Here is a 25,830-nt window from a genome sequence, read left to right as displayed (position 1 = left end):
CCCACCGCGGCGACCGGCGCCACCCGCCCCATCGCGGCCGATCGCCACACCACCGCACCCCGAAGAAACCCACCGCACCCCACCGGGCCGCACGGCCGGGCCGGCACCCCGCCCGGACGACACGGCCCCACCCGTCAGAAGAGGACAGCACGTGCTGGTAGACGCATTGCAGTTCGTCAAGCCCGCCCGCGAGCGATTCGAGGAGTGGCACGCCGCCGGGATAGCCGGCGTCCACGCCACCGTCGCCATCTGGGAGGACTCCACCGAGACCATGCGCGAGGTCGGCCGCTGGCAGCGGCTGCTCGCGGAGAACGCCGACCTCCTCCGGGAGGGCCGCTCCGGCGACGACATCCGCGCCGCCGGGAACGACGGCCGCACCGCCGTCGTCCTCGGATTCCAGAACAGCAGCCCCTTCGAGGACGACCTCGACCTCGTCGGCGCCTTCCACCAGGCCGGGGTGCGGATCGCCCAGCTCACCTACAACACCCAGAACTCCGCCGGCGCGGGCTGCTGGGAGGGCGACGACGCCGGCCTCTCCCGCACCTACGGAATCAATCTGATCCGGGAGATGAACCGGGTCGGCATGCTCATCGACGTCTCCCACTGCAATGAGCGCACCTCCCTCGAAGCCCTGGAGGCGTCCGAACGGCCCGTGGCGATCACCCACTCCAACCCCCGGGGATTCGTGGGCGAGAACGTCGAACTGGCCTTCCGCAACAAATCGGACACGGTCCTCAAGAAGGCGGCCGAATCCGGCGGCGTCGTGGGGCTGAGCATGTACCCGAGGATCGCCCCCAGCGGCGTCGACTGCACCGTCGGCCAGTTCTGCGACATGGTCGCCTACACCGCCGACCTGATCGGCGTCGACCACGTCGGACTCGGCTCCGACTACTACGCCGGGCAGGGCGACGAGGAACTCCACTGGTGGCGGCAGGGCCGCTGGAGCCGCAAGCCCATGGTCCCCATCTCCGGACCCGTCGAGTTCCCCGAGTGGTTCGCCGCGGGCAGCGGCTACGCCGCCGTCCTGGAACAGCTGCGCAAGCGCGGATTCAGCGAGAGCGAGATCGAGCGGATCTCCGGCGGCAACTGGCTGCGGATGTTCGACGCCGGCTTCGTGGCCGGCCCCCGGAACTGACGGCAGCGGAGACGACGGCGTGCACGCGGAGAGGAAGGGTGGTCATGAACCGGTTTGACGTCGTGGTCGTCGGAGGCGGCCACAACGGGCTGGTGACAGCCGCGTATCTGGGCCGGGCGGGACTGCGCGTCGCCGTGGTCGAGGCCCGCCGGCGACTCGGCGGGCCCTGCGGGAGCTATGAGTTCCTGCCCGGCCGCAGCCTCGCCTTCACCAACTCGCCCGGGTCGCTCAACCCGGCCGTCGTCAGCGAACTCCGGCTCGCCGACCACGGTCTCCGGTTCATCCGGGCCGATCCGACCGTCGTCCAGCAGTTCGACGGCCGGTGCTTCCTCGGCTGGCGCGACCCCGCCCGCGTCGACCGGCAGCTCGACGCCTTCGCACCGGGCGAGGCCGACCGCTACCGAGGGCTGATCAGCGCTCTCGAACGGCTCGGCGCGAGCCTGAAGGTCTCCCTGGACGACCCCCCGCCCGCGCTCTCCGCCCTCCGGGAGCGGCTGACCGACCCCCAGGAGCGCGACCTCTTCGCCGCCGTCTTCGACGGCAGCCTCACCGGCCTCCTCGACGAGCGTCTCCGGTCGGACCAGGCCAAGGCGCTGCTCGCCCTGCTGGCGCTGAACGCCCAGCTCGTACCGCCCTCGACACCCGGCAGCGCCGTCGGACTGATGATGCGTCCGTTCGCCCTGGCGGCGGCGGGCACGACCCGCTCCGGCGACGCCGCCGAGCGGGTCGCGCTCCGCGGCTCCACCGGTCTCCCGGTCGGGTCGATGAGCGCGATCGCGGACGCGCTGGAGGAGTGCTGCCGCGCCCACGGGGTCACCCTGCGCACCGCGTCCCCGGTGGCGCGCGTCCTGCACAAAGACGCCCGGGTCCGGGGTGTGGTCACCGCGTCGGGTGAGGAGTTCACCGCCGACCGGGTGGTGTCGGCGGTCAACCCCGTCCACCTCTTCCGCGATCTGCTGGACGACGCGGCGATGGGACCCGAGATCCGCGCGGAGGTCGCGGGCACGGCGATGCGCGGATCGGCGTTCAAGGTCGTCCTGGAGGTCGACTCGCTGCCCGCCTACGCGGGGCTCCCCGAGGACGCCGATCCCGGCCGGGTGCGGGCCTGCCAGTTCCGGGTGGGCTCCTCGCTCGGCCGGATCGAGGAGTCGATCTCCTGGGCGCTGCGGGGCCACGCCAGCGAGGAGCCCCTGATGTGGGGGCTGATACCGACCCTCACCTCGCCCGGACTCACCCCGGGGAACACCCATCTCATCAGCGTCAACGCCTGGCACGCCCCCTACCGTCCGCACGACGGCCCCTGGGACGCCGAGCGCACGGAGCGCTTCGGGCGCCGGTGCGTCGAGGAGCTGTCCCGGCTGATGCCGGGGCTCGCCGAGCGCGTCATCGACCACCGGTTCATGAATCCCGTGGAGATCGAGAGCGAACTGGGCCTGCCGGAGAGCAACATCACCCACGGGGACATGCTGCCCGGCAACCTCTTCGGGGCCCGCCCGCACCCCGAGGTCGCCGCCTACCGCACCCCCCTCCGGGGCTTCTACGTCAGCGGCGCCGGGACATGGCCCGGCGGCTACATCACCGGAACACCAGGCAGGAACACGGCCGGAGCGGTTCTCCACGACCTCCACCACGAGCAAAGGCGATAAGCATGAGGCTTTCGCACCGCAGTGGGCGCCAGCGCCCACGAGGAAGACAACTGAGCCGCATAGTGAGCGGTGTGGCCGTCACGGGCCTCCTGCTCACCGGTTGCAGCGCCAACCCCTCCTTCGGCCGCGACCGGGACACCCTGATCATCGGTGCCGAGGGCGAGATCCCCACGCTGGACCCGCACCGTGCCTCCGGCACCCCGGTGCTCCGCGTCATCGACGCCCTCTTCGACCCGCTGATCCGCGAGGACCTCGGCACCGAGACGGCCCAGGCGCCCGAGCTGCGCCCCGGGCTCGCCGAGTCCTGGCGGGCCTCCCCGGACGCGCGGACGTACACCCTCGAGCTCCGCGAGGGGGTCGACTTCGCCGACGGCTCGCCCTTCGACGCCGCGGCCGTCAAGGCCAACTTCGACCGGATCATGGACGAGAAGTCCGCCTTCCACGATCCGACGGCCGCCGGCAACATGAAGTTCCTGACCCGCTGGATCAAGAAGGTCGAGGTCCGCGGCCCGCACACCGTCACCCTCGGACTCACCGAGCCGTACGCCGGCCTGCCCCGGGTGCTCACCGACCGCAGGATGTCGATCATCAGCCCCACGGCGCTCCGCGCGCACCGGGCCGACGACATCGGCCTCCACCCCGTCGGCACCGGCCCCTTCACCCAGAAGTCCGCCGACCGCGGCAAACGCATCACACTGAAGCGGAACCCCGCCTACTGGGGCGGTGTCCCCAAGACCCCCTCCATCATCGTGGAGTCCGTCACCGACCCCACCACCCTCGCCATCGCCGCCCAGACCGGCGAGGTGGACGCCATCCTCAGCGCCGGGGCCCAGCAGGTCCAGCAGCTCGCCGGCGGCGGCACCATGACCGTGCAGTACCCCGAACCCGCCAACCAGTACTTCCTCCGGCTCAACACCCGGATCGCCCCGACCGACAACGCCCTCTTCCGGCAGGCGCTCAACCACGCCGTCGACCGCCGGGCGATCGCCACCCTCACCGGCCGGCAGGTCGCCCCCTCCACCGGGCCGCTGCCCCGGGGCAACGAGGCGTACCGGGAGAGCGCCGGAGCCGCCGCCGACTCGTACGACCCCGAACGGGCCCGCCGGCTCATCCGCGAGAGCGGGGTGCCCACCCCCGTACGGCTGCGGATGCTCGCACCCGACAGCGGCCCCGGCTTCTCCCAGGCCACCGAGATCATGTCGCTCATCCAGCAGGACCTCAGAGCGGTCGGCGTCCGGCTGGACACCCAGTACATGGAGTTCGCCTCGCTCGTCGCCGAGGAGGGCAACGGCTACAACGGCACCACCCACGGCTCCTTCAACGGATGGACCACCGGAGCCGACGCCGCCGACTTCCTGGAGCGGATGTTCAGCGGGGAACTGCATCCCCCCAACGGCGTCAACCGCGGCTGGTACCGCGACCGGGACGTCGACGCACTCCTCGACCGCGCCCGGGGCGAACCCGACGCGGACCGCCGTACGGCGCTCTACCGGGAAGCCGCCGCCGGCATCGCGGCCGACGCGCCCTGGGTCTTCCTCTACCAGGACCGGCTGCCCCGCCTGCTGAGCCGCGCGGTGGACGGGGTCGTGCCCGCCGCGTCCGTCTACATCGACTACACCACCATCCGCCGCCGGTGAGGAGATCACAGCCATGAAGGCCACCGCTCCACCACCCAGCCCCGCCGCCGTGCGGGCCGGAGCCCCCCGGCGGCGCACCCGCCTCCGCGCGCTGACGGGCTCCGGCAACGCCACCGCCCTCATCGGCGGTGCCATCGTCGCCACCACGATCCTGGTCGCCCTCCTCGCCCCGCTGATCGCCCCGGACGACCCGCTCGCCACCAACCCCTCGGCCATCGGACTCGGCCCCTTCAGCGGCGGCCACCTCCTCGGCACCGACGAGGTCGGCCGCGACATTCTCAGCAGGCTGATGTACGGCACCCGGCTCGCCCTGCTGGTCGCCGTGCTGCCGACGCTGGCGGCGCTCGTCATCGGCGGCTGCGTCGGACTGCTCTCCGGCTATGTCGGCGGCTGGCTCGACAGCACGCTGATGCGCGTCTTCGATGTGATGTTCTCCTTCCCCGGGATTCTGCTCGCCCTCGGCATCGGCGTCGCCCTCGGCCCCGGCATCACCTCCATGGTCATCGCCATGGTCGTGGTCACCGTCCCCGAGTTCGGGCGGATCGTCCGGGGCAATGTCATCGCCCTGCGGCAGGAGCAGTACGTGGAGGCCGCGGGCGCCCTCGGCTACGGCCATGCGCGCATCGCGTTCCGCCACATCACCCCGAACCTGCTCGGCGGCGTGGTCGTCTTCGCCACCCTCCAGACCGGCCGCAACGTCATCCTCAGTTCCAGCCTCGCCTTCCTCGGCCTGGGCGCCCAGCCGCCCACCCCCGACTGGGGCCAGATGCTCAGCGGCGGACGCGCCCTGCTGGTGACGGCGCCGCATGTCGCCACCATCCCCGGCCTCGCGATCGTCGTGCTCGCCGTCGGGTTCAACCTGCTCGGGGACGGCATCCGCGACCGTCTGGACCCGCGCAGCCGCACGTCCCGGGCCGCGCGCGGCGGCACACGCACCCCGCGGACCCGGTGGAGCCGGTCATGAACAGCCCTGGAGACTCACCATGCTGACCTTCACGCTGCGCCGCGCGCTGCACATGCTCCCGGTCATCCTGGGGGTGACCATCGCCACCTTCGGCCTCGGCCAGATCATCCCCGGCGACCAGGCGAGCGCCCTGCTCGGCCCCACCTCGTCCGAGGAGGACCGCCAGGCGCTCCGCGAGGACCTCGGCCTGGACGAACCGGCCGTCTCCCGCTACTTCACCTACCTCGGCAGTCTCCTCAGCGGCGACCTGGGCCGCTCGCTCACCTTCGGCCGGCCGGTCTCCGAGGTCCTCTCCGACCGGCTGCTCAACACCCTGCTGCTGTCGGGCACCGCGATCGTCGTCGCGGCGGTCGTGGGCGTCGCCATCGGCACCTGGGCCGCGCAGAAACCCGGTTCGGCCCGCGACCGCGGCCTGACCGTCGGGGTGCTGTTCTTCAACTCCGTACCGTCGTTCTGGTTCGGACTGGTGCTCATCGTCGTCTTCTCGCTGCAACTGAGGATGCTCCCCGCCACCGGAATGACCTCCATCGGCGGCGGCGGAGCCCTCGATGTCGCCGCCCACATGGTGCTGCCGGTCATCACCCTCGCCGCCTGGTCGCTGGCGGTCATCGCCCGGATGACCCGCTCATCGGTGCTGGAGGTGATCGGCAACGACTACGTCCGCACCGCCCGCTCACGCGGCGTCGGCGAGTTCCGGGTGATCGTCCGCCATGTGCTCCCCAACGCCATGCCGTCCGTCGTCACGGTGATCGGCCTCCAGGCGGGATTCCTGCTCAGCGGCGCGGTGCTCACCGAGACGGTGTTCTCCTGGCCGGGCATCGGCCTCGCCCTCCACCAGGCCATCTCCACCCGGGACATCCCCCTCGTACAGGGCGGGATTCTGGTGATCGCCATCGCGTTCGTGCTGATCAATTTCCTGGTCGACGTGGTCCAGGCGTACTTCAACCCGAAGATCAAACTGGCTTAGAGGGAGGACCTCACCGTGACCGTACTGGAAGTCGAACACCTCAGGGTCGCCCACCACGGCCAGGACCGGGGCGACGGCGCCCCCCTGGAGACCGTGCGCGATGTCTCCTTCAGCGTCGCCGCCGGCGAATCGCTCGGCGTCGTCGGCGAGTCCGGCTGCGGCAAGAGCCAGACCATGCTGGCCGTGCTGCGGATGCTCGCCCCCACCGGCGTCGAGATCTCCGGCCGGGTGACCTTCGACGGCAGGGACCTGACCACGCTCACCCCCCGCCAGATGCGCACCGTCCGGGGCTCCGGCATCGGGCTCGTCTCCCAGGACGCGCTCTCCGCGCTCAATCCGGCCATGACCATCGGCACGCAGATGGCCGAACCCCTCATCCACTACGACGGCTTCAGCCGGCGGGCCGCCGCCGCGCGGTGCGCCGAACTCCTGGACCTCGTCGGCCTCCCCGGCGCCCGTGAACGGCTCCGCAGCCACCCCCACGAACTCTCCGGCGGTATGCGCCAGCGCGTGCTGATCGCCATGGCCATCAGCCGCGAACCCCGGGTCCTGATCGCCGACGAGCCCACCACCGCCCTCGACGTCACCATCCAGTCCCAGGTGCTCCAGCTCATCGACCGGCTCCGCAAGGACCTCCGGATGGCCCTCATCCTCATCACGCACGACCTCGGGGTCGTCGCCGGGGTCACCGACCGGATCGCGGTGATGTACGCGGGCCGGATCGTGGAGACGGCGCCCACCACCGCGCTCTTCGACCAGCCGGGCCACCCCTACACCCGGGCGCTGATGGAGTCCATTCCCCGGATGGACCGCGAGCGGGTGGAGTATCTGCCCGCCATCCCCGGCTTCCCGCCCGACCCCGCGGCGCCGCCGCCCGGCTGCGCCTTCCAGCCCCGGTGCGCCGCCGCCCGCGCGGAGTGCGGGGACCGCGTACCGGAACTGCTCACCCTCACCTCCGCCGCTCCCGGGCATCTCGTCCGCTGCCCCCACACCGAACCGGTCGCCGCCGGCACGCCGGACCACCGAGGAGAGCGCTCATGAACGCCGCCGACACCTCGCCCCCCGCCGACACCTCGCCCCCCGCCGGCGCCGGGCAACCCGTGTCCGCCTCCGGCTCAGTCGCCGCCTCCGCCTCCGACGCCGTCGCTGTCGCCGTCTCCGATCTGCGGGTCCACTTCCCCATCCGCACCGGAGTCCTGCGCCGGGTCACCGGCACCGCGCACGCCGTGGACGGCGTCTCCTTCACCGTCCCCGCCCGCGGCATCGTCACCCTCGTCGGCGAGAGCGGCAGCGGGAAGACCACCACCGGGCGCGCTCTGGTCGGCCTCTCGCCCATCGCCTCGGGCCGGGTCAGCATGCACGGCCGGGCCCTGGACGAGATCCGCCGCGAGGGCGGGCTGCCCCGGCTCGCGCAGATCGTCCACCAGGACCCGTACGCCAGTCTCAACCCGCGCATGACCATCAGGGCGATGATCCGCGAGGTCGTCACCGTGCACCGGACGGCACCCCGTGAGAGGACCGGGGAGCGGGTCGGGGAACTCCTCGCGCAGGTCGGCCTCCGCCCGGAGCTGGCCGACCGCTACCCCCATGAACTCTCCGGCGGCCAGCGCCAGCGCGCGGCCATCGCCCGCGCCCTCGCGGTCGAGCCCCGCTTCATCGTCTGCGACGAGATCGTCTCCGCGCTCGACGTCAGCATCCAGGGCCAGATCGTCAACCTCCTCAAGGACCTCCGCCGCGACCAGGACGTCAGCTTTCTCTTCATCTCCCACGACATGAGCGTGGTACGGCACATCTCGGACCATGTCATCGTCATGTACGGGGGCCTGATCATGGAGAGCGGCCCCTGCGACGAGGTGTTCGCCGCGCCGCGCCACCCCTACACCCACGCGCTGCTGGCGGCCGTCCCCGTGCCCGATCCCCGGGCGCCCGGCCTCCGCGGCGAGATCCGCACCCGCGCGGAACCCCCGGACCCGGCCCATCCGCTGCCGGGCTGCCGCTTCCAGCGCTCCTGTCCGTTCGCCACCGAGGTCTGCCGCGAGGGCGCGCCGCCCCCGACGGTCGCCGCCGGGGCGCCCGGGCACACTCTGGCCTGCCACCACGCCGACGCGCCCGACGTACGGGCCGCCCTGTCCCCGAAGGGTCCGTCCCCGAAGGTCCCGTCCCCGGAGATCCCGGCGGCCGAGAGCCCGTCCCCGCACCCGTCCCCGTCCCCGTCCCCGTCCCCGTCCCAGGAAAGGACCACCGCTCCATGACCACCCCCGACACCCCGCCGGCCATCGAGGACTACACCTCCCACACGGGCGGGGCCCGGCGCGCGCCCGCGGGTACGGCGGTGCCGCTGACCGATCCGGCGACCGGCGAGATCTGGGCCCGCGCCCACCAGGACCCGGACGCCGTGGACCCGGCCGTGGCCGCCGCCCGCGCCGCCTTCCTCGCCCCCTCCTGGGGCGCGCTCCCCGCCCACGCCCGCGCCGATCTGCTCCACCGCCTCGGCGATGTGCTGGTGGCGCACACCGAGGAACTCGCGGCGCTGGAGACCCGGGCGAACGGCAAACCGCTCACGGCCACCCGGGGCGAGGTCGGCGCGCTGGCCCGCTGGTACCGCTACTTCGCGGCCGTTGCGGAGACCATGGAGGACGTCTCCCGTCCCCTCGGCGGCACGGCGAGGGCGCTCATCACCCGGGAGCCGCTGGGCGTCGTCGCCGCGCTCACCCCCTTCAACGGCGCTCTCTCGCTCGGCTCCTGGAAGCTCGCCCCCGCGCTCGCCGCGGGCAACACCGTGATCCTCAAACCGCCGCCGCAGGCCCCGGCCTCCTCGGTGCGCCTCGCCGAACTGGCCCTGGAGGCGGGTTTCCCGCCCGGGGTGATCAGCGTGGTCATCGGCGGCGCCGACGAGGGCCGCCGCCTCACCGACCACCCCGACGTCGCCATGGTCACCTTCACCGGCAGCACCGCGGTCGCCCGTGCGCTCGGAGCGCGCGCGGCCGAGCGGATGAAGCGCTATGTCTGCGAGGCGGGCGGCAAGTCCGCGCACATCGTCTTCGCCGACGGCGATCTCGACGCCGCCGTGGTCGCGGCCCGGCAGGGCGCCTTCGCCGCGGCCGGCCAGACCTGTGTCGCGGGCTCCCGGGTCCTGGTCCAGCGCGAGGTGTACGAGGAGTTCCTCCGCCGGTACGGGGAGGCGGTCGGCCGGCTGCGCGTCGGCGACCCCCGCGATCCGCGCACGCACGTCGGACCGGTGGCCTCGGCGGCGGCCCTGGCGCGGATCGAGGGATATGTGGACGACGCCCTGGCGAAGGGCGCGCGGGCGGTCACCGGGGGGCGGCGGGCGGCCGTCGCCGCGCCCGCCGAAGCGGGTTTCTGGTACGAGCCGACCGTGCTGGCCGACGCCGCGCCCGATCTCGCGGTCTGCCGGGAGGAGATCTTCGGACCGGTCGTCACCGTGCACCCCTTCGACACCGAGGACGAGGCCGTCGCGCTCGCCAACTCCGTCGAGTACGGCCTGGCCGCGGGCTTCTGGACCCGCGACGCGGCCCGCGCGCACCGGGTGGCCCGGCGGCTGGAGGCGGGCGTGGTCTGGGTGAACACCTACCGGCTGCTGCACTGGAGCGTGCCGTTCGGCGGCTACAAGCAGTCCGGCCTGGGGCGGGAGAACGGCGTCGAGGCGGTCGCCGAGTTCCTCCAGACCAAGTCGGTCGTCACCGAGTACGGCACCCCGGCCGACCCGTTCGGCGACTGACCGCCCGCCGCCGGCCCCCGCCCCTTCCGGAACCCTTCCCGGCCCCTCAGGAACAGGACACCTCCCATGGAATTTCTCGTCAACATCCAGATCACCTGGCCCGAGGGCATGGACCCCGGGCTCAAGGCGGCGGTCTCCGAAGAGGAGCGCCGCCGCGCCGCCGAACTCGCCGCGTCCGGACATCTGGTCCGCATGTGGCGGGTGCCCGGCCGGACCGAGAACTGGGGGCTGTGGCGGGCCGCCGACCCCACCGAACTCCACAGCGTCATCTCGGCGCTGCCGGTCTGGCCCTGGATGGATGTCACGGTGCACGCCCTGGCCGCCCACCCGGTCGATCCGGGACCGGCGGTCTGACGGCCCCCGCCTTCCGTGCCGCGCCGGGCGGGCCCGGGCCCGGACACCGGGCGGGCCCGGGCCCGGGCGAGCGGGGGAGAGCGGGGGAGACCGGCGGGGAAATCCCGTGGCTGCTCGGGCCCGCCCACGGCTACCTTCGCTCGCATGGCTGACGACGGTTTCGCGCACCCACGGCTCGCCGCGCTCTACGATCCGCTCGACCCCGACCGCGGCGATCTCGACGCCTATCTCCGGCTCGCGGAGGAGTCCGGGGCCCGCCGGGTGCTGGACATCGGCTGCGGCACCGGGGTGTTCGCGCTTCTCCTCGCCGACCGCGGAATCGGGGTCGTCGGCGTCGATCCCGCCCTGGCCTCCCTCGATGTCGCCCGGGCGAAACCGGGCGCGGAGCGGGTCCGCTGGATCCGCGGCGACGCGACGGACCTGCCCCCGCTGCGGGTCGACCTCGCCACGATGACGGCGAACGTCGCCCAGGAGATCACCGACCCGGACACATGGCACAGGACGCTGCGGGGAGCCCATGAGGCACTGCGCCCCGGTGGGCATCTGGTTTTTGAGACCCGCGACCCGGCGCGGCGGGCCTGGGAGGAGTGGACCCGCGAGCACACCCGCCGGGTGACGGAGATCGCGGGCGTCGGCGCGGTCGAGACCTGGGTCCGGGTGACCGAGGTGAGCCTGCCCCTGGTGACCTTCCGCTGGACGTACGCGTTCGCGGCGGACGGGGCGGTGCTGACATCGGATTCGACGCTGCGTTTCCGGGAGCGCGAGGAGGTCGAGCGGGACCTGGTCGACCAGGGCTATGCGGTGGAGGACGTCCGCGACGCGCCCGACCGGCCGGGGCGGGAGTTCGTCTTCGTGGCACGCCGTCCGTGATCCCCGGCCGGGCCCGGGAACCGTCTTCCGGGGCGGCGGGCCGTGTGGGGACGGCCCGCCGCTCTCATGGAGCCGGACGGCTCACAGCCGGTCGAGCACCCAGCGGGACGCCGTCGCCTTGGTGGGCTTGAAGACCACCTGGTCCCCGGCTTCCCCGTCCGCGTGCAGGTACCTGCCGCTCTGGTTGTGCCTGATGGACTTCGGACTGCCGGACGTGGTCGTCCACTTCTGGTAGCCGCCGCCGTTGCATCGCAGCGCGTAGACATCCGCGCCGTCTCCGTCCAGGCAGAAGCCCGACGCCGGGTTGCTGAAGACCCCGCCGGCGATCCGCCACACCTGCTTCGCGCTGCGGTCACAGGTGGCGAGGACGAGGTTCTTCCTGTCCGCCGAGACGTTCACCAGCTGAAGGCAGGCGTTGCGGCTGTTGCCGTTGACCACCTGGTAGTTCACCGGCGCCGCCTGCGCCGAGGTCTCGGCGCCGACCAGCAGCGCCGAGCCGAAGGCCATCGCCGCGCCGGTACCGGCGAGTCGAACGAACATTGCCCTGAGTTCCACGGTTGATCCCCTCGATCGGGTCGGATGGTGGGCGCGCCGATCCCGGGCCCGCCCGGTCGTCCGCTCCCCCTGTTCGCCGCCGTGTCGCGGATGGCCTCGGCGACCGGCTCCCAGGGGGCTGTGCCGGACGGCGATCAGCGTCTCCCGCGCCGTCCCCATGGCGTCATCGCCGCGTCACCACGGCCGTTGGGCGGGCATCACCGCCAACGCTATGCTCTGATCCGATTACTTTGGGTGAGAGGCGGGGGTGGGGGGATGGACTTTCGCGTCCTCGGCCGGCTTGAGGTCCACAGCGGCCGTGAGCGGGTCCCTCTGCCCGGAGCGCGCCGTCAGCGGGTGCTGGCCGCGCTGTTGCTGGCGCCGAACTCGGTGGTCCCGCTGTCCCGGCTCTCCGAGATGACCTGGGACGACGAGCCCCCCGCCACGGCCGGCAAGCAACTGCGGAACTCCGTCTCGGCGCTGCGGGAGCGGCTGGGCGACACCGACCAGCGGCTGATCCTCACCGAGGAGCCCGGCTACCGGATCCGTGTCGGCGCGGAGCGGCTCGACTCGCTGCGGTTCGCCGCCGGGGTCGCCGACAGCCGCCGCCACGCCGCCGAGGGCAGGCTGGACCGGGCCGTACGGGCGATCCGGCCGGCCCTGGCCCTCTGGCGCGGGCCCGCGCTCGACGGGCTGGGCACCCCGGTGCTCACCAGATCCGCCGCGCGCCTGGACGAACAGCGGCTCAGCGCGCTGGAGCTGTGCGGCGGATGGCGGCTGGAACTCGGCGAGCACCACGAGGTCGCCGACGATCTCGCGGATCTCGCCCACGAGCACCCGCTGCGTGAAGGGCTGCACGCGCAGCTGATGGCGGCCCTCGACCGCTGCGGCCGCCGCGCGGACGCGCTGCACGTCTTCCACCGCCTCAGAACCCGCCTCGACGAGGAACTCGGAGTCGGCCCCGGAGCCGATGTGCGGCGGCTGCACGAGCAGATCCTGCGCGGAGAGCCCCGCCCGCGCCGCGCCGGCCGCCCCCACCGGGACGAGCCCTCCCGCGCCGACGGCCCCGCCCGGGCCCTCGGCGCGCTGCCCGCCCCGAGGCAGCCCTGGACCGCCGTGTCCCCCGTGCCCCGCCAGCTCCCGCAGACGATCCGCGACTTCACCGGCCGCGCCGACCACCTGGCCGCGCTCGACGCCCTGTTGCCGGCCGCCGGCGGGCAGGCCGTGGTGATCTCCGCGCTCGACGGGTCGGGGGGAGTGGGCAAGACGACGCTCGCCGTGCACTGGGCACACCGCGTCCAGGACCGGTTCCCGGACGGCACGCTCCACACCAACCTGCGCGGCTACGGCCCCGGCAGGCCCGCGAGCCCCGACGAGGTGCTGGACGACTTCCTCGTCGCGCTCGGCGTGCACCCGGCGGCGGTGCCCGCCGGGACCGGCGCCCGCTCGGGACTGTTCCGTACGCTGGCGGCGGGGCGCCGCATACTGGTCCTGCTGGACAACGCCAACAGCGCCGAGCAGGTCAGACCGCTGCTGCCGGGAGTCCCCGGATGCATGGTCGTGGTGACCAGTCGCGACAGCCTGACCGGTCTGGTGGTCACCGAGGCCGCGCACCGGCTCACCCTCGACGTGCTCTCCCCGGCCGAGGCCCTGAGCCTGGTCGTCGGCATCATCGGACCCGCCCGGGCCCGGGCGGAGCCGGGCGCGGTGGAGCACCTCATCCGGCTCTGCGCACGGCTGCCGCTGGCGCTGCGGATCGCCGCCGGGCGCGCTGCCGCGCACGCACACGTCTCCGTCGCCGACATCGTCACCGAACTCGACGACGACACGGCCCGGCTCGACGCGCTGAGCTGGGGCCAGGACCCCTACGCCGCGGTCCGCAACGTACTCGACTGGTCCTACGAACAGCTGACCGCGCCACAGGCACATCTGTTCCGGCGCCTCGGCCTGCACCCGGGTCCGGACATCTCGGCATCCGCGGCGGCGGCCCTCGCGCGGCTGCCGCTCCGCGAGACACGCCGGCTGCTCGGCGCGCTGGCCGACGCGCATCTCATCGAGCCGTCCGCGCACGACCGCTACCGCTTCCACGACCTGCTGCGGGCCTACTCGGACGAGCTGGCCCGCGCACACGACACCGAGGACGAGCGACGCCACGCCCTCGACGCCGTACTCACCTGGTACAGCCACACCGCGCACACCGCCGACCGACTGCTCTACCCCACCTGCACGCGCCTGGTGGCGCACCCCGACGAGCCCGCCCACCCCCATCCCGTGGCCGACCGCGACCACGCCTGGGCATGGTTCACCGCCGAACGGGCCAATCTGGTCGCCGTCCTGCACCACGCCGTCGACCGCACCATGGACCGGTACGCCCTGCACCTCGTCGACGCCCTGGGCTTCCTCGTGCTCATGGGTGGCTGGGAGGAGCGCGTCGAGACCGCCACCGCGGGCCTGCGGGCGGCGCGGCGGTCCGGCCGGACCGAGCACGAGGCCAATGTGCTGCTCGCCCGCGGGGAAGCACTGGCGCATCTGCGGCGCCCCGACGCGGAGCCGGACCTCACCCGTGCCTGCGCGCTCGCCCGGGACGCGGGCAACCTCCACATCCAGATCGCCGCCCGCACCGAACTCGGCCAACTGCTCCGCCGGCAGACCCGGTTCGCCGAGGCGCTGCACCACTTCGAGGAGGTGTGCGTGCTCAGCCGGGGCTTCGACACCGGGCGGTGGGAAGCGGTGGCGGAGGGCAATATCGCCCAACTCCACGCCGATCTCGGCAACCATCGGCAGGCCATCGACCACGGCACCCGCAGCGCGTGGCTGCGCCACCGGCTCGGTGACACCGACGGCGAGGCGTGCGCGCTCTCGGCCATCGCCAGGGGTCGGCAGGGAATCGGCGACCACGACACGGCGATCACTCACTGCCGGCGCGCGATCGCGCTCGGCCGCGCGTCCCTCGGCAGCCAGGACGAGACACTCGCCTGGCCTCTCGCCGTCCTCGCCGCGTCGCTGAACCACCTCGGGCTGGTGAGCGAGGCCATCGCCTGCTGGCAGGAGGCCGCGACGATTTACACCGACCGAGGGCTGGACGCCGACGCGGCCATGATGCACCACCACATCCGAACGGCGGACCGTCCGCTCACCGACCCGCGTCCCGCCGGCGGTGCCGCGAACCGGGGCCTCACCCGCTGATCGACCCGCCGTGCCTCTGGGTTCCGCTGTCCGGGCTCGGCCGGTTGCGCGTGCCCCGGCATCGCACCCGCCCCGGGGGCCCACCGGTGGCCCGTTTCTCGGCGCGGTGCCTGTGCCGTGCGTGCCTCTGCGGGGCCGCGCCGCCCGGTCCGCCGTGCCTCTGGGGCCTGCTGTCCGGGCTCGGCCGGTTGCCCGTGCCCCGGCACCGCACCCGCCCCGGGGGCCACCGGTGGCCCGTTTCTCGGCGCGGTGCCTGTGCCGTACGTGCTCCCGCGGGGCCGCGCCGCCCCGTCCGCCGCACCCGGCTCTCCTCGCTCCGCGCGGTGCGGCGGCCCGCCCGCCCGGCCCCCCCGGGGTGGGGGAGTCTCGGCGATTCGGGTACCGGAGCGGCCCCGGGTACCCGAGGGGGGTATATTGCTGACCCGAGGAGATATACCCCCCTCCGGTATAGGAGACCGTCATGTCAACCCCCATCGCCCCTCCCAGTCCGCGCCGTTGGACGGCGCTCGTGCTCATAGCCCTGGCCCAGTTCACGGTCATCATGGACACCTCCATCATTGGTGTGGCCCTGCCCAAGATGCAGGTTGACCTCGGCTTCTCTCCTGAGGGCCTGTCCTGGGTGTTCAACGCCTACGTCATCGCCTTCGGCGGGCTGCTGCTGCTCGGCGGACGGCTGTCCGATCTGTTCGGCGCCAAGCGGATCTTCGTCGCCGGCTGGACCGTGATGGCCGCGGGATCTCTGGTCGCCGGCCTCGCGTCCGAGGTCTGGGTCGAGCTGGCCGGCCGCGCCCTCCAGGGTGTCGGCGCCGCGTTGATCGCCCCGGCCGCGCTGACCCTGCTGATGACGCTCTTCGGCGCCCGTCCCCAGGAGCTGACCAAGGCGCTGGCCCTGTACGGCGCCGCTGCCCCGGCGGGCGGTACCGCCGGTGTCTTCCTCGGCGGTGTCATCACCGAGTACGCCAGCTGGCCCTGGGTGTTCTACATCAACATCCCGATCGCCCTGGTGGTGCTGGCACTCACGCCCGCTGTCATGCCCTCGGCCCCCGTCCGCCGCGGCTCCGTCGATCTCGCGGGAGCGGCCACCGTCACGCTGGGACTGGCCACCGCCGTCTACGCCATTGTCCGCGCCCCCGAGACCGGCTGGGGCTCGGCCCGGACCTGGCTCGTGCTGCTGGCCGGTGCGGCCCTGATCGCCGCCTTCATCGCCATCCAGTCCAAGCGGCGCGAGCCGCTGATGCGGCTGGGCATCTGGCGGGCGCCCGGTCTGGCCGGAGCGAACATCGCGCAGCTGCTGATGGCCGCCGCGTGGATTCCGATGTGGTTCTTCCTCAACCTCTACCTCCAGCAGGTCCTGGGACTGGGCGCCTTCGCCTCCGGCGCCGCCCTGCTGCCCATGACCGTCGCCATCATGATCATGATGATCGTCCTGGCGCCCCGTCTGATCGCCCGCTTCGGGACCAAGCCACTGATCGTCACCGGTCTGCTCGCCCTCGCGGCAGGCATGCTGTGGCTCTCCTTCGCCCGGGCGGACGGCACCTTCTGGGTCGACGTCCTGCCCGCCTCGCTGCTGGCGGCGGCCGGTATGTCGCTGGCGTTCATCCCCTCCCTCGGCACCGCCCTGTCCAGCGCGCGTCCCGAGGAGGGCGGCCTGGCCTCCGGCATCGTCAACACCAGCTACCAGGTCGGCTCCGCTCTCGGGCTCGCCGCGATGACGGCCGTGTCCGCGGCGTACGGCGCCCGTGAGCCGGGCGACCCCGAAGCGCTCACCAACGGGTTCTCCGCCGCCTTCCTCGGCGCGGCGGCCCTCGCCGCCGCCGGCGCGCTCGCGTCCCTGCTCACCCTGCGCGCCGCCCCCGCGCAGGGTTCCCCGCAGAGAGAGGAGCGGCCCGCCGAGGCGGGCGCGGCCTGAGCCCGGGTGCGGCGCCGCACGTGTCGCCCGGCGGGGCGGCGCGTGCGGCGCGGACGGGTTTCCGGGAGCGGCCGGCACAGCGGCGAGCGGGTTCGACGGGACGGCGGCCGCCCCGGCCGACGACCCGAGCCGACGACCAGCGCCGACGCCCCCAGCCGACGGCCCGGCACCGATCTCCACGGACGGAGACACGACCGCGGGGGCCCACCCCATCCCTCTTGTTGTTCGATTCCTGTGTGATTCCCGTGCGCCTCCCGTCAGATTCCCGGCCCCGGTGAACCGATGACGGGACGTCACGGTCTCCCCGGTGCGGGGGGCGCTCCCGGGGCTCCGGCGGCGCTGACGCACCATCAAGGACGAGGAGACACCATCGTGGGACTGGTCTCACGCGCGCTGACGGCCGCACTGGCGGTCGTGGCACTGGCGGCGGGTGCGCCGGGGCCGGCGCACGCGCAGCCGCCCGGCGCGTCCATACCCGGCGCGCCGCCGGGCGCCTCCGGGGAGCGGCTGCCGGAGGGGTGGCGCCTCGCGGGCGGGGAGCTGGTCTGGAGCTCGCCCGACCCGGTGGGCACGGGCGGTGCCCGGGTCGAGTTCCGCTCGGGGCAGCGGACCCTCGGCGTCCCGGAGCCCTCTCCCGACCACCGCACCTTCCGGCTCCGCCTCGGCGGGGCGGGGACCGGACCGGTGAGCGGACTCCAGGTGGTCGCCGGCGCGCGCCGGCTGGACGCCGGGGGGCCGGCCGGGCCCCCCGGCCAGCGGCGCGCACCGGTCCCGGCCGCGCCCGGTGAGCGGCTCCCCGTCAACGCGGTCGATCCCGGTGTCCCCGGGAAGTACCGCACCACCAGTGGGGAGTACACCCTGAAGGCGGTGCGGCTGCCGGGCTACGCGGAGCCCGTGGAGATGCGCGCCTCGGTCGTCGGCCCGACGGACGCCCCGGGGAAGCGACCGCTGGCGCTCTTCCTCCACGGCCGCACCGCCACCTGCTACGAACCCGGCCGGGACATGCCGACGCTGGAGTGGCCGTGCCGGCCGGGCCACAAGTCCGTCCCGAGCCACCGAGGCCATCTGCACGACCAGAAGCGCCTCGCCTCCCAGGGCCATGTGACGGTCTCGATCTCCGCGAACAGTGTCAACGCGCAGGACTTCGGCGTGGCGGACGCCGGGGCCCAGGCCCGTTCGTCCCTGGTGCGCCGGCACCTCGCCCTCTGGGCGGAGTGGGGAGCCGACCCCGCGAAGGCTCCACGCGCCGTGCGGTCGATGGCCCCCGCCGACCTGTCGAAGGTGCTCCTGGTCGGCCACTCCCGGGGCGGCGAGGGCGTCAACCGGGCGGCCCTCGACAGCGTCTCCCCGCCGCCGCCCGCCGAGAACGGCCACCGCGGGCCGGTACGGTGGCGCATCCGCGGCACCGTCCTGATCGGCCCCACCCTCTTCGGCCAGAACCCCGCCCCCGACGTGCCCTCCCTGACCATCCTGCCGGGCTGCGACGGCGATGTGAGCGACCTCCAGGGCCAGCTCCACCTCGACGCCACCCGGGGCGCCGGCCGGGGCAGGGCGCTGCACAGCGCGGTGTACATGGTCGGCGCCAACCACAACTTCTTCAACACGGAGTGGACGCCCGGCCTGGCCGAGGCCCCGGCCTCCGACGACTTCCCGCACGACGCGAGCGATCCGGACCCGGTCTGCTCACCGGGTGCCGCGACCCGGCTGAGCGCCGCGCAGCAGCGGACGGCGGGCACCACCTACATCGCCGCCGCCGCACGGCTCTTCCTCGCGGGGGACGACCGGGTCCGCCCGCTCCTCGACGGCTCCGGCCGGCGCGCGCCGTCGGCCGGGCCCGCCCGGGTCCTCACCCACGCCGTCGGCGGCCACCGCACCCCGGCGATCCTGCCCGACGCCCCGCTCGCGGTGACGAACGGGCGCGTGTGCCGGCAGATCACGGCCGACGCCGCCCGGGCCTGCGCGCCGGACTTCCACTCCGGCCGGTCGCCCCACTTCGCGGCCTGGGGCGCCGCCCCCGACAACGAGCCCGGCCGCAACGCGGTCACGGCCCGCTGGACCGCGCCGGGCACCCCGGTCCGGCTCACCCCGGGGCGGGCCTTCTCGCTGGCGGGCTCCGACACGCTCGCCCTGCGGGTGGTCGTGCCGCCGAACACCCGGGACACCCGGCTCGACATCGCCCTCACCGACACCTCCGGCAGGCGGGCGGGGCTCGGCCGGGTCACCGTCGACGGCCTTCCGGGCTCCCGGATGACGGCCGCGCACTGGGCGCGTGAGGTGCGCGTCCCGCTGAAGGCCGCCGTCGCCGCCGGTCTGGATCTCCGGCGGACGCGGTCGCTGGAGCTGACCCCGCGCGGCGGCCCCGGCACGTTCTGGCTGATGGACGCCTGGGGCTGGCGCCCCGGCACCCCGGCGGCGGGCGCCGCGGCGCTTCCGCGCGTCGACATCGGCCGGACGACCGTCGAGGAGGGCGACTCGGGGACCCGCACCTACCGGGTGCCCGTCCGGACCACCGGTCGGGGCACCGGGGTGATCAGGCTCGCCGTCCGCGACCCGAGGACCCACGCGTCCACGGTCCGTGAGGTGAGGGTGGAGGCCGGCCGCTCCGTGGACGTGCCGGTCACGGTGGAGGGCAACTCCCGCTACAGCCACGACCTCGACCACGAGGTCGCGGCCAAGCCCGTGCGCGGCGCGGCGGTCGGCGCCGCCGCCGGGGGAGTGCTCGTCAGGAACGACGACCCCGTGCCCACGGTCACCGCGACGCCGGTCGCCGACTCGGTCGCCGAGGGCGGCCGGCTCACCTGGAAGCTGGGGCTCTCCCACCCCGCCGACACCGCCTTCGACACGCTGATCACCTTTCTGCCGGTGAGCGGGGGCGCTGAGCTGTCCACGAAGGACGTCGACCCGGAGTGGCTCGCCGAACGGGGCGGGACCCCGGACCCGGAGCTGCCGCTGTCCGGGGCCGGCTTCCCCCTCTGGGCCACGATCCCCGGGGACGGGACGGGCACCGAGGTGTCCGTGCCCACGGCCGCCGACACACTGACCGAGCCGGAGGAGTCCCTGCGGACACGGGTGTCGACCCACCAGGGTGACGCCGGCTTCGTGGAGGGCCCCGTGCTCACCGGGAAGGTCCGGGACGCGCCCCGGCGCTGACACCGGGCCCGCGCCCCGCACGGCCGATGGCACCGCTCCCCTCGCCGGGGAACGGTGCCATCGGTGTGCGGAGGCCGCGCGGGGCCGTCTCAGGGACGGGGGCCGAGCGGTGTACCGGCGTCCGGCTGCTCCGGCTCGGCCAGTCGCGCCCTCAGCGCGGTGTTCTCGGCCTCCAGGGCCGCGACGCGCTTGCGGGCGAAGTGGAGTTCCATGACCGCGTCATGGAACTCGGTCACCAGTTCTTCCGTGGTCAACTGCATGGTCTTCTCCGGTGGTACGACGGCGGTTCGGACGGGTTGGGGAGTTTCTTTCGGGTCGGGTCGGGTCGGGTCGTGCCGGATCGGTGAGCGGGGTCCGGTGCCGTGGATCGCGGGGCGGGGGAGGGAGCCCACGCGGAGCGTCGGCGACGGACGAGAGCGCGGCGGGGCGCGGTGCCAGGGCTCGCGAGCCCCGGCACGATCCGAAAGAGACGACCCAGGTCCGGCTCTGTTCGATGCGGGCCGGCTCAGACGGGAGGCGCGGCCGGTGTCGGGCCGGTCGGCGAAGGTGTGGCGGTCGGCGCGGGCGTGGTGGGCGGCGCGGGCGGCGCGATGCGTGTGGGCGGCTTGCCGTCCGAACTCCGCCACCACAGGACGCCGTCCTGTGCGTAGAGCGCGCCACCGCCGCGCGAGTCGACCGCGGTCGGCGCGGTCGCCACGTCGACGACGCGCACCACCCCCTCGACCATCAGCGCGGACCCCACCCCCGCCTGCTGGATGATGTGGAGCTGCGACCAGGGGTTGTTGCCCACACCCATGCCGATGCCGACCCGTCCGCTGCCCTTCACGACGAAGTCGTCGCGCCCGTTGTTGCGGAGACAGATCAGATTGCCGCTGGTGGGGCCATTGGTCGCGGTCACATAGATGCCCTGGGCCGCGGTGCCGGCCGTCCGCAGGTCGATCGAGACGGCGGCGACGTCCGCGTCACCGCCGTCCGCGTAGCCCATGTGGGAGATCTTCAGGGTCCCGCGCCCGTTTCTCTCATGGCCGGTCAGATAGACGGCGGAGTTGTCGGGGTTGTCCGAGATGATGTTCAGCGCCACTCCGCCGCCGGACTTCCCGGCCTGGTGGATGGTCGCGGTGTGCGCCGTCGTCGAGGTCGTCTTGAAGGAGGCCGAGTTGACGGTGGAGTCCGTGACGAAGGTCTCGGCCCGCACGGTCCCCGGGGTGGCGGCCGGGGCGTTCCCCGCCCCGTTCGCCCCGTTCGCCCCGTTCGCCGCGTTCCCGGGCGCGGCCGAGGCGGCCGGCGCCGCGGCTCCCGAGGCCACCACGGTCAGCGCGCCCGCGGTGAGGCCCCCCATGAGGTTCCTGCGATTCACGGTCATAAATTCCCCTTTGTCCATTATTCCGTGCACACATCAGGGGTGTGCCCACGGAAAGGACCTCCACGGGGCCCGTCCGGTTGTACGGGAAACCGGACGGACGCCCGGGCGCGGGTCAGATGTCGTGCGGCACCCAGGGCGCGCTGTCGCTCCCGAAGGCGACGGACGCCTCCGCCAGCGCCCCCGCGCGCAGCTCCCGCACCCGCCCCGCCGCCGCCAGCTCCGTGAGTGTGAGATCGCCCAGATAGGCCGCGCCCAGGCTCCGCGCGTCCAGCGCGAGGTCCGCCGCGTCGGAGGTCCGCGCGCAGGACGCGCCCTTGGTGTCGCCGGAGAGCCGCCACCGGCCCTCGTTCCAGGGGCAGAAGGAGTCCGACACCTCCAGGACGACATCCACCGGCACCCGGTAGGCCCGCGCCTCCAGCGCCGCCCCCACCTCCACCAGCCGTACATAGCCCTCGTCGCGCAGCCGGATGCCGCAGCGGCGGATGTCGGAGACGAGATGCTGCCAGGCGTCGTCCAGCGGCCGGTTCTCCATGGTGACGGTCGAGGTCAGATCGATGCCGAAGAGGTAGCGCAGCAGCGCGGCGCCGGACGCCGGGTCGAGCGCGTACAGATCCTGCACCTCGATGGTGCCGTTGGGGCCCGCGTGCTCCCAGGAGGGGCGGATGCGGAAGAGGACGTAACCGGTGGTCCGCCCGTCGCGCTCGGCGAGCGCGCACTGGAGGTGCGAGGTGCCCTGCCGGTTCTCGGGGGCGTCGAGCACGCCGAGCCGGTCCCAGCCGGGCAGCCGGGCGATCATGCCGGGGCGGGTGGGGACCAGCTCGGCGTAGACCGCCTCGCAGCGGGCGAGCGCGTCCTTCGGCGGGGCCGTGCGGATACGGACGGAGTCCGTGCCCTCGGGTACGGCGAGCCGCACCCGGGCCGTGTCGATGTCGGCCCGGAGCAGACGGGTCGCCGCGCCGTAGCCGAACCGCCCGTAGATCGCGGGCTCGGAGGCGCCGAGGATGGCGAGCGGCTCGCCCCAGGCGCGGAAGTCGTCCAGCTGGCGGCGCATCATCGCGGTCAGCACACCGCGCCGCCGGTGGGTGGCGGCCACATGCACCATGGAGACTCCCGCCATGGGGGCGAGCCCTCCGCCGGGCACGGTCACCTCGAAGCGGAACGACGCGGCGCTGCCGACGCACAGGTCGCCGTCCCAGGCGGCGATCGCGCGGCCGGGATCGGTGAGACCGCGGATCAGCTCGCGCTTCTCCGGTGACTGGGCCACGCCGCCGAAGGCCAGTTCCAATCCCTCGTACCAGCGGTCCCATTCGGACGCGCGCAGAACCCGCAGCTCAGTGGTCATGGGCCATGCCTATCAAGGCGTGCTGCCCCGCGCGACCGAATTTCCGCCGCGCGGCCCCGGGGTGGGGCTCGGCGAGGCCGTGCCCCAGGTCGTCGTCCGATTCCCGCCGGCGCCCGCGGTCCCGGTCACCCAGCCTGAGCGCATGACGACAGCGACACATCATCCCCTGGCCATCCCTCCCCGTGTGCTCGGCGAACTCCGCGCGTGCGACGACGCGGGAGCCCGCCGCCCCCGCGCCGACGACCGCGGCGGGGCGCCCCTGCGGTGCTGTCTGCGCCGCGCCCGCGCCGGGGAGTGGATCTCGCTGGTGTCGTACGCTCCGCTGCGCCGGTGGGCGGCACGGACCGGCGCCGACCCGGGGGCCTACGACGAGGTGGGGCCGGTCTTCATCCACGCCGACCCCTGCGAGGGCCCGGACCCCGCGCCGGGGTATCCGTTCGCCGAGACCGGGGCCTCCCGTGTGCTCCGCCGCTACAGCGCCGACGGCCGGATCACCGGCGGGGCGCTGGTGCGGCTGCCGGAGCACCCCGCCGGGGCGCGGGAGGTCCTGGACCGGGCGCTGGACACGGCCTTCGGCGACCCCCGGGTGGCGCTGGTGCAGATACGGGCGGTGGAGCACGGCTGCTTCCTGTGCGAGGTGCGCAGACCCTGACCAGCGGCGGCGCCGGGCCGGCCGCTCACCCCACGTGGACTCTCGGCCGCCGCTCCGGGTCCGGCTCCGCCCGGCGGAGCACCTCGCGGGTCACCGGAGCGGTCTCGCCCTCGCCGAAGACCAGAAAGCTCAGCAGACGCCCGAAGGGCGGGCCCTCCGTCCAGGTGAAGTACGCGTGCGGCACGGTCCCGGTCCGGTCCCGGATGCCCAGCAGGACCGCGGCGATCGTGTTGGGGACCGTCGAGCCCTCCACCCGGAGCCTGCGCACCCCGTACCGCTCGTCCCCGCGCACGGTCAGATCCGCCGAGAAGTCCGAGGAGTCCCGGACGAAGACCTCCAGGAAGAGCACCGGCCGGCGTCTGGGAATGGGGGTGTCGCGGCGCTGGCCGTGCTCCCTGTCCCGGTACGCCTCCGCGCTGTGCTCCCGGGGCTCGTTGGCGATGATCCGCGGCGGCCCGGACGCCGCCGCCTCGTCCAGGAACCGCGCCGCCGTCGGGTCGAAGACGACCTCCGCGGCCCGCAGTTCGAACGCGCGGTGGACCCGGGAGGCGAAGGAGGTCAGCAGGATGGTGAGGATGAAGAGCGCCGCGATCTTGATGCCGTCGGGCCGTTCGATCACATTGGCGACCGTGGTGTAGAGGAAGACCGCGGTGATCACGGCGAAGCCGGCGGCGGCCCTGGGGTGGCCCCGGCGGCGGGTGGCCACCGCCGAGGCGAAGGCCGCCGACAGCATCAGGACCAGCACCCCGGTGGCGTACGCCCCGCTCTGCTTGTCCACGTTCGCGTCGAAGTAGACGGTGATGCCGGCCGCGATCGCCACGAACACCAGCACCAGCGGCCGGACCGCCCGCGTCCATTCGGGTGCCATGCCGTAGCGGGGCAGAAACCTCGGTACGAGATTGAGCAGCCCGGCCAGCGCGGACGCGCCCGCGAACCAGAGGATGCAGATGGTGGCGATGTCGTAGACGGTGCCGAACTGCTCCCCCAGATTGCGGTGCGCCAGATAGGCGAGCGCCCGGCCGTTCGCCGGCCCGCCCGCCTCGAAGTCCTTCTGGGGGATGAGCAGGGTCGTGGCCAGGCTGGAGAGCAGCAGAAAACAGCTCATGATCAGTGCCGCGGTGGTCAGCAGCCTGCGGGTGTCGCGGATACGGCCCGCCGGACGCTCGTACGTATCGGTGGCGTCGCCCTTGATCTGCGGCATCACCGCCACCCCGGTCTCGAACCCGGACATGCCGAGCGCCAGCTTGGGGAAGACCAGCAGCGCCACCCCGATCATCACCCAGGGGGAGGAGTGCTCGGCGGTCATCGCGTCCCACCAGTCGGGGACCACCACCGGCGCGCTCGCCACCTCCCGGGCGGCGGAGGCCAGCACCACCACGTTCAGCGACAGATAGACCGCGACCAGGACCACGGCCACGCCGATCGCCTCGCGGAAGCCCTTGAGGAAGACCGCGCCGAGCAGCCCGATCAGACCGAGGGTGATCCACAGACTCTCGCCGTGCAGCCAGGAGGGCGCGTACGGGTTCTCCACCACATGCGCCGAGGCGTCGGCGGCCGAAAGGGTGATGGTGATGATGAAGTCGGTCGCCGCGAACCCGAGCAGGACCAGCACCAGGATCTTCCCCGACCACCAGGGCAGCAGCCGCTCCAGCATGGCGATCGAGCCCTCGCCGTGCGGTGACTCGCGGGCGACCCGGCGGTAGACCGGGAGCGCGCCCAGCAGGGTGAGGGCCAGCAGGACGAGGGTCGCGAGCGGGGAGAGCAGACCGGCGGCGAGCGCCGCGATACCGGGCTGGTAGCCGAGGGTGGAGAAATAGTCCACACCGGTGAGGCACATGACCCGCCACCAGCGGTGTCCCCGGTGCTCGGGGGGCGGGGTGCCGTGCGGACCGGGGTGGCGGGCGGTGGTCTCGCTGAGGCCGTCGAGCAGCCACGCACGGCAGCGCCGGCCCGCCTCCGCGCCCCCGCGGCGGGGCCCGGTCTCGGCCTGAGTGCCGGTCATGGGCGCACACTCCCTGTTCATCGGCCGGATGGTCCGGGCGTCCGCGCTCCCATCGTCGCCCGCCGGGCCGCGCTCGGCAGCCCGGTGCGGGGCGCGCCCCTCGCGCCCGGCGGCCCGTCACGGCGGCCCCCCGCCCCGGGCGGCCGTACAGGAACCGTCAAGAGCGACGACGGCCACGTATGGGACGTATCAACGGGAGCCGGACCGCGGCCGGGGCGCGGTTTCCTCGGACAGTCAGATTGTCCGAGCAGACCGGCATCCGGCGGATTCGTCCGCCCGCTCCGTGTCCGACGGTCCGAACCCGAGTCCTACAGGAGCTCACGATGGCCGATGTGGCCTTCGTCGTCACCACGATCGCGGTCTTCGCGCTGGTGGCTCTC

Annotated in this window: 19 protein-coding genes; 14 read left to right on the top strand and 5 right to left on the bottom strand. The window is 73.7% G+C overall.

The window, feature by feature from the left end:
* Positions 1 to 151: 151 nt before the first annotated feature.
* The 10 genes from ABT122_RS16570 (at position 152) to ABT122_RS16525 (ending at position 11,312) form a co-directional block, all read left to right on the top strand.
* A complete protein-coding gene (locus ABT122_RS16570) occupies positions 152 to 1,135 on the top strand; it encodes a dipeptidase (RefSeq protein ID WP_351551700.1) in 984 nt (327 codons plus the stop codon).
* A 44-nt stretch (positions 1,136 to 1,179) separates the two neighbouring features.
* Positions 1,180 to 2,781, top strand: a complete 1,602-nt coding sequence (locus tag ABT122_RS16565; RefSeq protein WP_351551697.1) for a phytoene desaturase family protein — start codon at positions 1,180 to 1,182, stop codon at positions 2,779 to 2,781.
* Positions 2,782 to 2,783: 2 nt separating this feature from the next.
* Positions 2,784 to 4,418 carry an ABC transporter substrate-binding protein gene (locus tag ABT122_RS16560; protein WP_351551694.1) on the top strand — a complete coding sequence of 545 codons (1,635 nt, stop codon included), beginning with the start codon at positions 2,784 to 2,786 and terminating at the stop codon, positions 4,416 to 4,418.
* 13 nt (positions 4,419 to 4,431) lie between these two features.
* Complete coding sequence (locus ABT122_RS16555; RefSeq protein ID WP_351551691.1) at positions 4,432 to 5,382, top strand: ABC transporter permease; 951 nt, start codon at positions 4,432 to 4,434, stop codon at positions 5,380 to 5,382.
* 19 nt (positions 5,383 to 5,401) lie between these two features.
* A complete protein-coding gene (locus ABT122_RS16550; protein WP_351551688.1) occupies positions 5,402 to 6,349 on the top strand; it encodes an ABC transporter permease in 948 nt (315 codons plus the stop codon).
* Positions 6,350 to 6,364: 15 nt separating this feature from the next.
* The gene (locus ABT122_RS16545) at positions 6,365 to 7,390 is read left to right on the top strand and encodes an ABC transporter ATP-binding protein (protein WP_351551685.1); all 1,026 of its coding nucleotides are present in this window, start codon (positions 6,365 to 6,367) and stop codon (positions 7,388 to 7,390) included.
* Positions 7,387 to 8,601, top strand: a complete 1,215-nt coding sequence (locus tag ABT122_RS16540) for an ABC transporter ATP-binding protein (protein ID WP_351551682.1) — start codon at positions 7,387 to 7,389, stop codon at positions 8,599 to 8,601. Before ABT122_RS16545 ends, ABT122_RS16540 begins: the two co-directional genes overlap by 4 nt.
* Positions 8,598 to 10,088, top strand: coding sequence for an aldehyde dehydrogenase family protein (locus tag ABT122_RS16535; RefSeq protein ID WP_351551680.1), 1,491 nt, complete (start codon positions 8,598 to 8,600; stop codon positions 10,086 to 10,088). The genes ABT122_RS16540 and ABT122_RS16535 overlap by 4 nt, the downstream gene beginning before the upstream one ends.
* Before the next feature lie 66 nt (positions 10,089 to 10,154).
* Positions 10,155 to 10,442, top strand: a complete 288-nt coding sequence (locus ABT122_RS16530; protein ID WP_351551678.1) for a muconolactone Delta-isomerase — start codon at positions 10,155 to 10,157, stop codon at positions 10,440 to 10,442.
* 144 nt (positions 10,443 to 10,586) lie between these two features.
* A complete protein-coding gene (locus ABT122_RS16525) occupies positions 10,587 to 11,312 on the top strand; it encodes a class I SAM-dependent methyltransferase (protein ID WP_351551676.1) in 726 nt (241 codons plus the stop codon).
* 81 nt (positions 11,313 to 11,393) lie between these two features.
* Here ABT122_RS16525 and ABT122_RS16520 read toward each other — a convergent pair whose 3' ends face one another.
* The gene (locus tag ABT122_RS16520) at positions 11,394 to 11,867 is read right to left on the bottom strand and encodes an RICIN domain-containing protein (RefSeq protein WP_351551673.1); all 474 of its coding nucleotides are present in this window, start codon (positions 11,865 to 11,867) and stop codon (positions 11,394 to 11,396) included.
* Positions 11,868 to 12,122: 255 nt separating this feature from the next.
* Between ABT122_RS16520 and ABT122_RS16515 the strand changes: the two genes are divergently transcribed.
* The 3 genes from ABT122_RS16515 to ABT122_RS16505 all read left to right on the top strand — a co-directional run bounded on the left by ABT122_RS16515 (position 12,123) and on the right by ABT122_RS16505 (position 20,091).
* Entirely contained in the window at positions 12,123 to 15,032 is a 2,910-nt protein-coding gene (locus ABT122_RS16515) for an AfsR/SARP family transcriptional regulator (RefSeq protein ID WP_351551670.1), read from the top strand.
* 460 nt (positions 15,033 to 15,492) lie between these two features.
* Entirely contained in the window at positions 15,493 to 16,941 is a 1,449-nt protein-coding gene (locus tag ABT122_RS16510; protein ID WP_351551667.1) for an MFS transporter, read from the top strand.
* 372 nt (positions 16,942 to 17,313) lie between these two features.
* On the top strand, positions 17,314 to 20,091 hold the full coding sequence (locus tag ABT122_RS16505) for a hypothetical protein (RefSeq protein WP_351551664.1): 2,778 nt from the start codon (positions 17,314 to 17,316) through the stop codon (positions 20,089 to 20,091).
* Between the two features lie 89 nt (positions 20,092 to 20,180).
* On the opposite strand, the gene ABT122_RS16500 is transcribed toward ABT122_RS16505, so the two are convergent.
* From ABT122_RS16500 to ABT122_RS16490, 3 genes are all read right to left on the bottom strand, one after another.
* Entirely contained in the window at positions 20,181 to 20,351 is a 171-nt protein-coding gene (locus ABT122_RS16500) for a hypothetical protein (protein ID WP_351551661.1), read from the bottom strand.
* 245 nt (positions 20,352 to 20,596) lie between these two features.
* Positions 20,597 to 21,454 carry a hyaluronoglucosaminidase gene (locus ABT122_RS16495; RefSeq protein ID WP_351551658.1) on the bottom strand — a complete coding sequence of 286 codons (858 nt, stop codon included), beginning with the start codon at positions 21,452 to 21,454 and terminating at the stop codon, positions 20,597 to 20,599.
* Positions 21,455 to 21,566: 112 nt separating this feature from the next.
* Positions 21,567 to 22,796 carry a GNAT family N-acetyltransferase gene (locus ABT122_RS16490; protein WP_351551655.1) on the bottom strand — a complete coding sequence of 410 codons (1,230 nt, stop codon included), beginning with the start codon at positions 22,794 to 22,796 and terminating at the stop codon, positions 21,567 to 21,569.
* Between the two features lie 142 nt (positions 22,797 to 22,938).
* Between ABT122_RS16490 and ABT122_RS16485 the strand changes: the two genes are divergently transcribed.
* Positions 22,939 to 23,448 carry a DUF1203 domain-containing protein gene (locus ABT122_RS16485; protein WP_351551652.1) on the top strand — a complete coding sequence of 170 codons (510 nt, stop codon included), beginning with the start codon at positions 22,939 to 22,941 and terminating at the stop codon, positions 23,446 to 23,448.
* A 25-nt stretch (positions 23,449 to 23,473) separates the two neighbouring features.
* Here the strand turns inward: ABT122_RS16485 and ABT122_RS16480 are convergent, their stop codons facing one another.
* Positions 23,474 to 25,450, bottom strand: a complete 1,977-nt coding sequence (locus ABT122_RS16480) for an amino acid transporter (RefSeq protein WP_351551649.1) — start codon at positions 25,448 to 25,450, stop codon at positions 23,474 to 23,476.
* Positions 25,451 to 25,830: the final 380 nt, after the last annotated feature.

Origin of the sequence: Streptomyces sp. NPDC001985 (assembly GCF_040296845.1) — a bacterium.
Taxonomy (GTDB): Bacteria; Actinomycetota; Actinomycetes; order Streptomycetales; family Streptomycetaceae; genus Streptomyces.
This window is presented reverse-complemented; position numbering and strand designations above follow the sequence as displayed.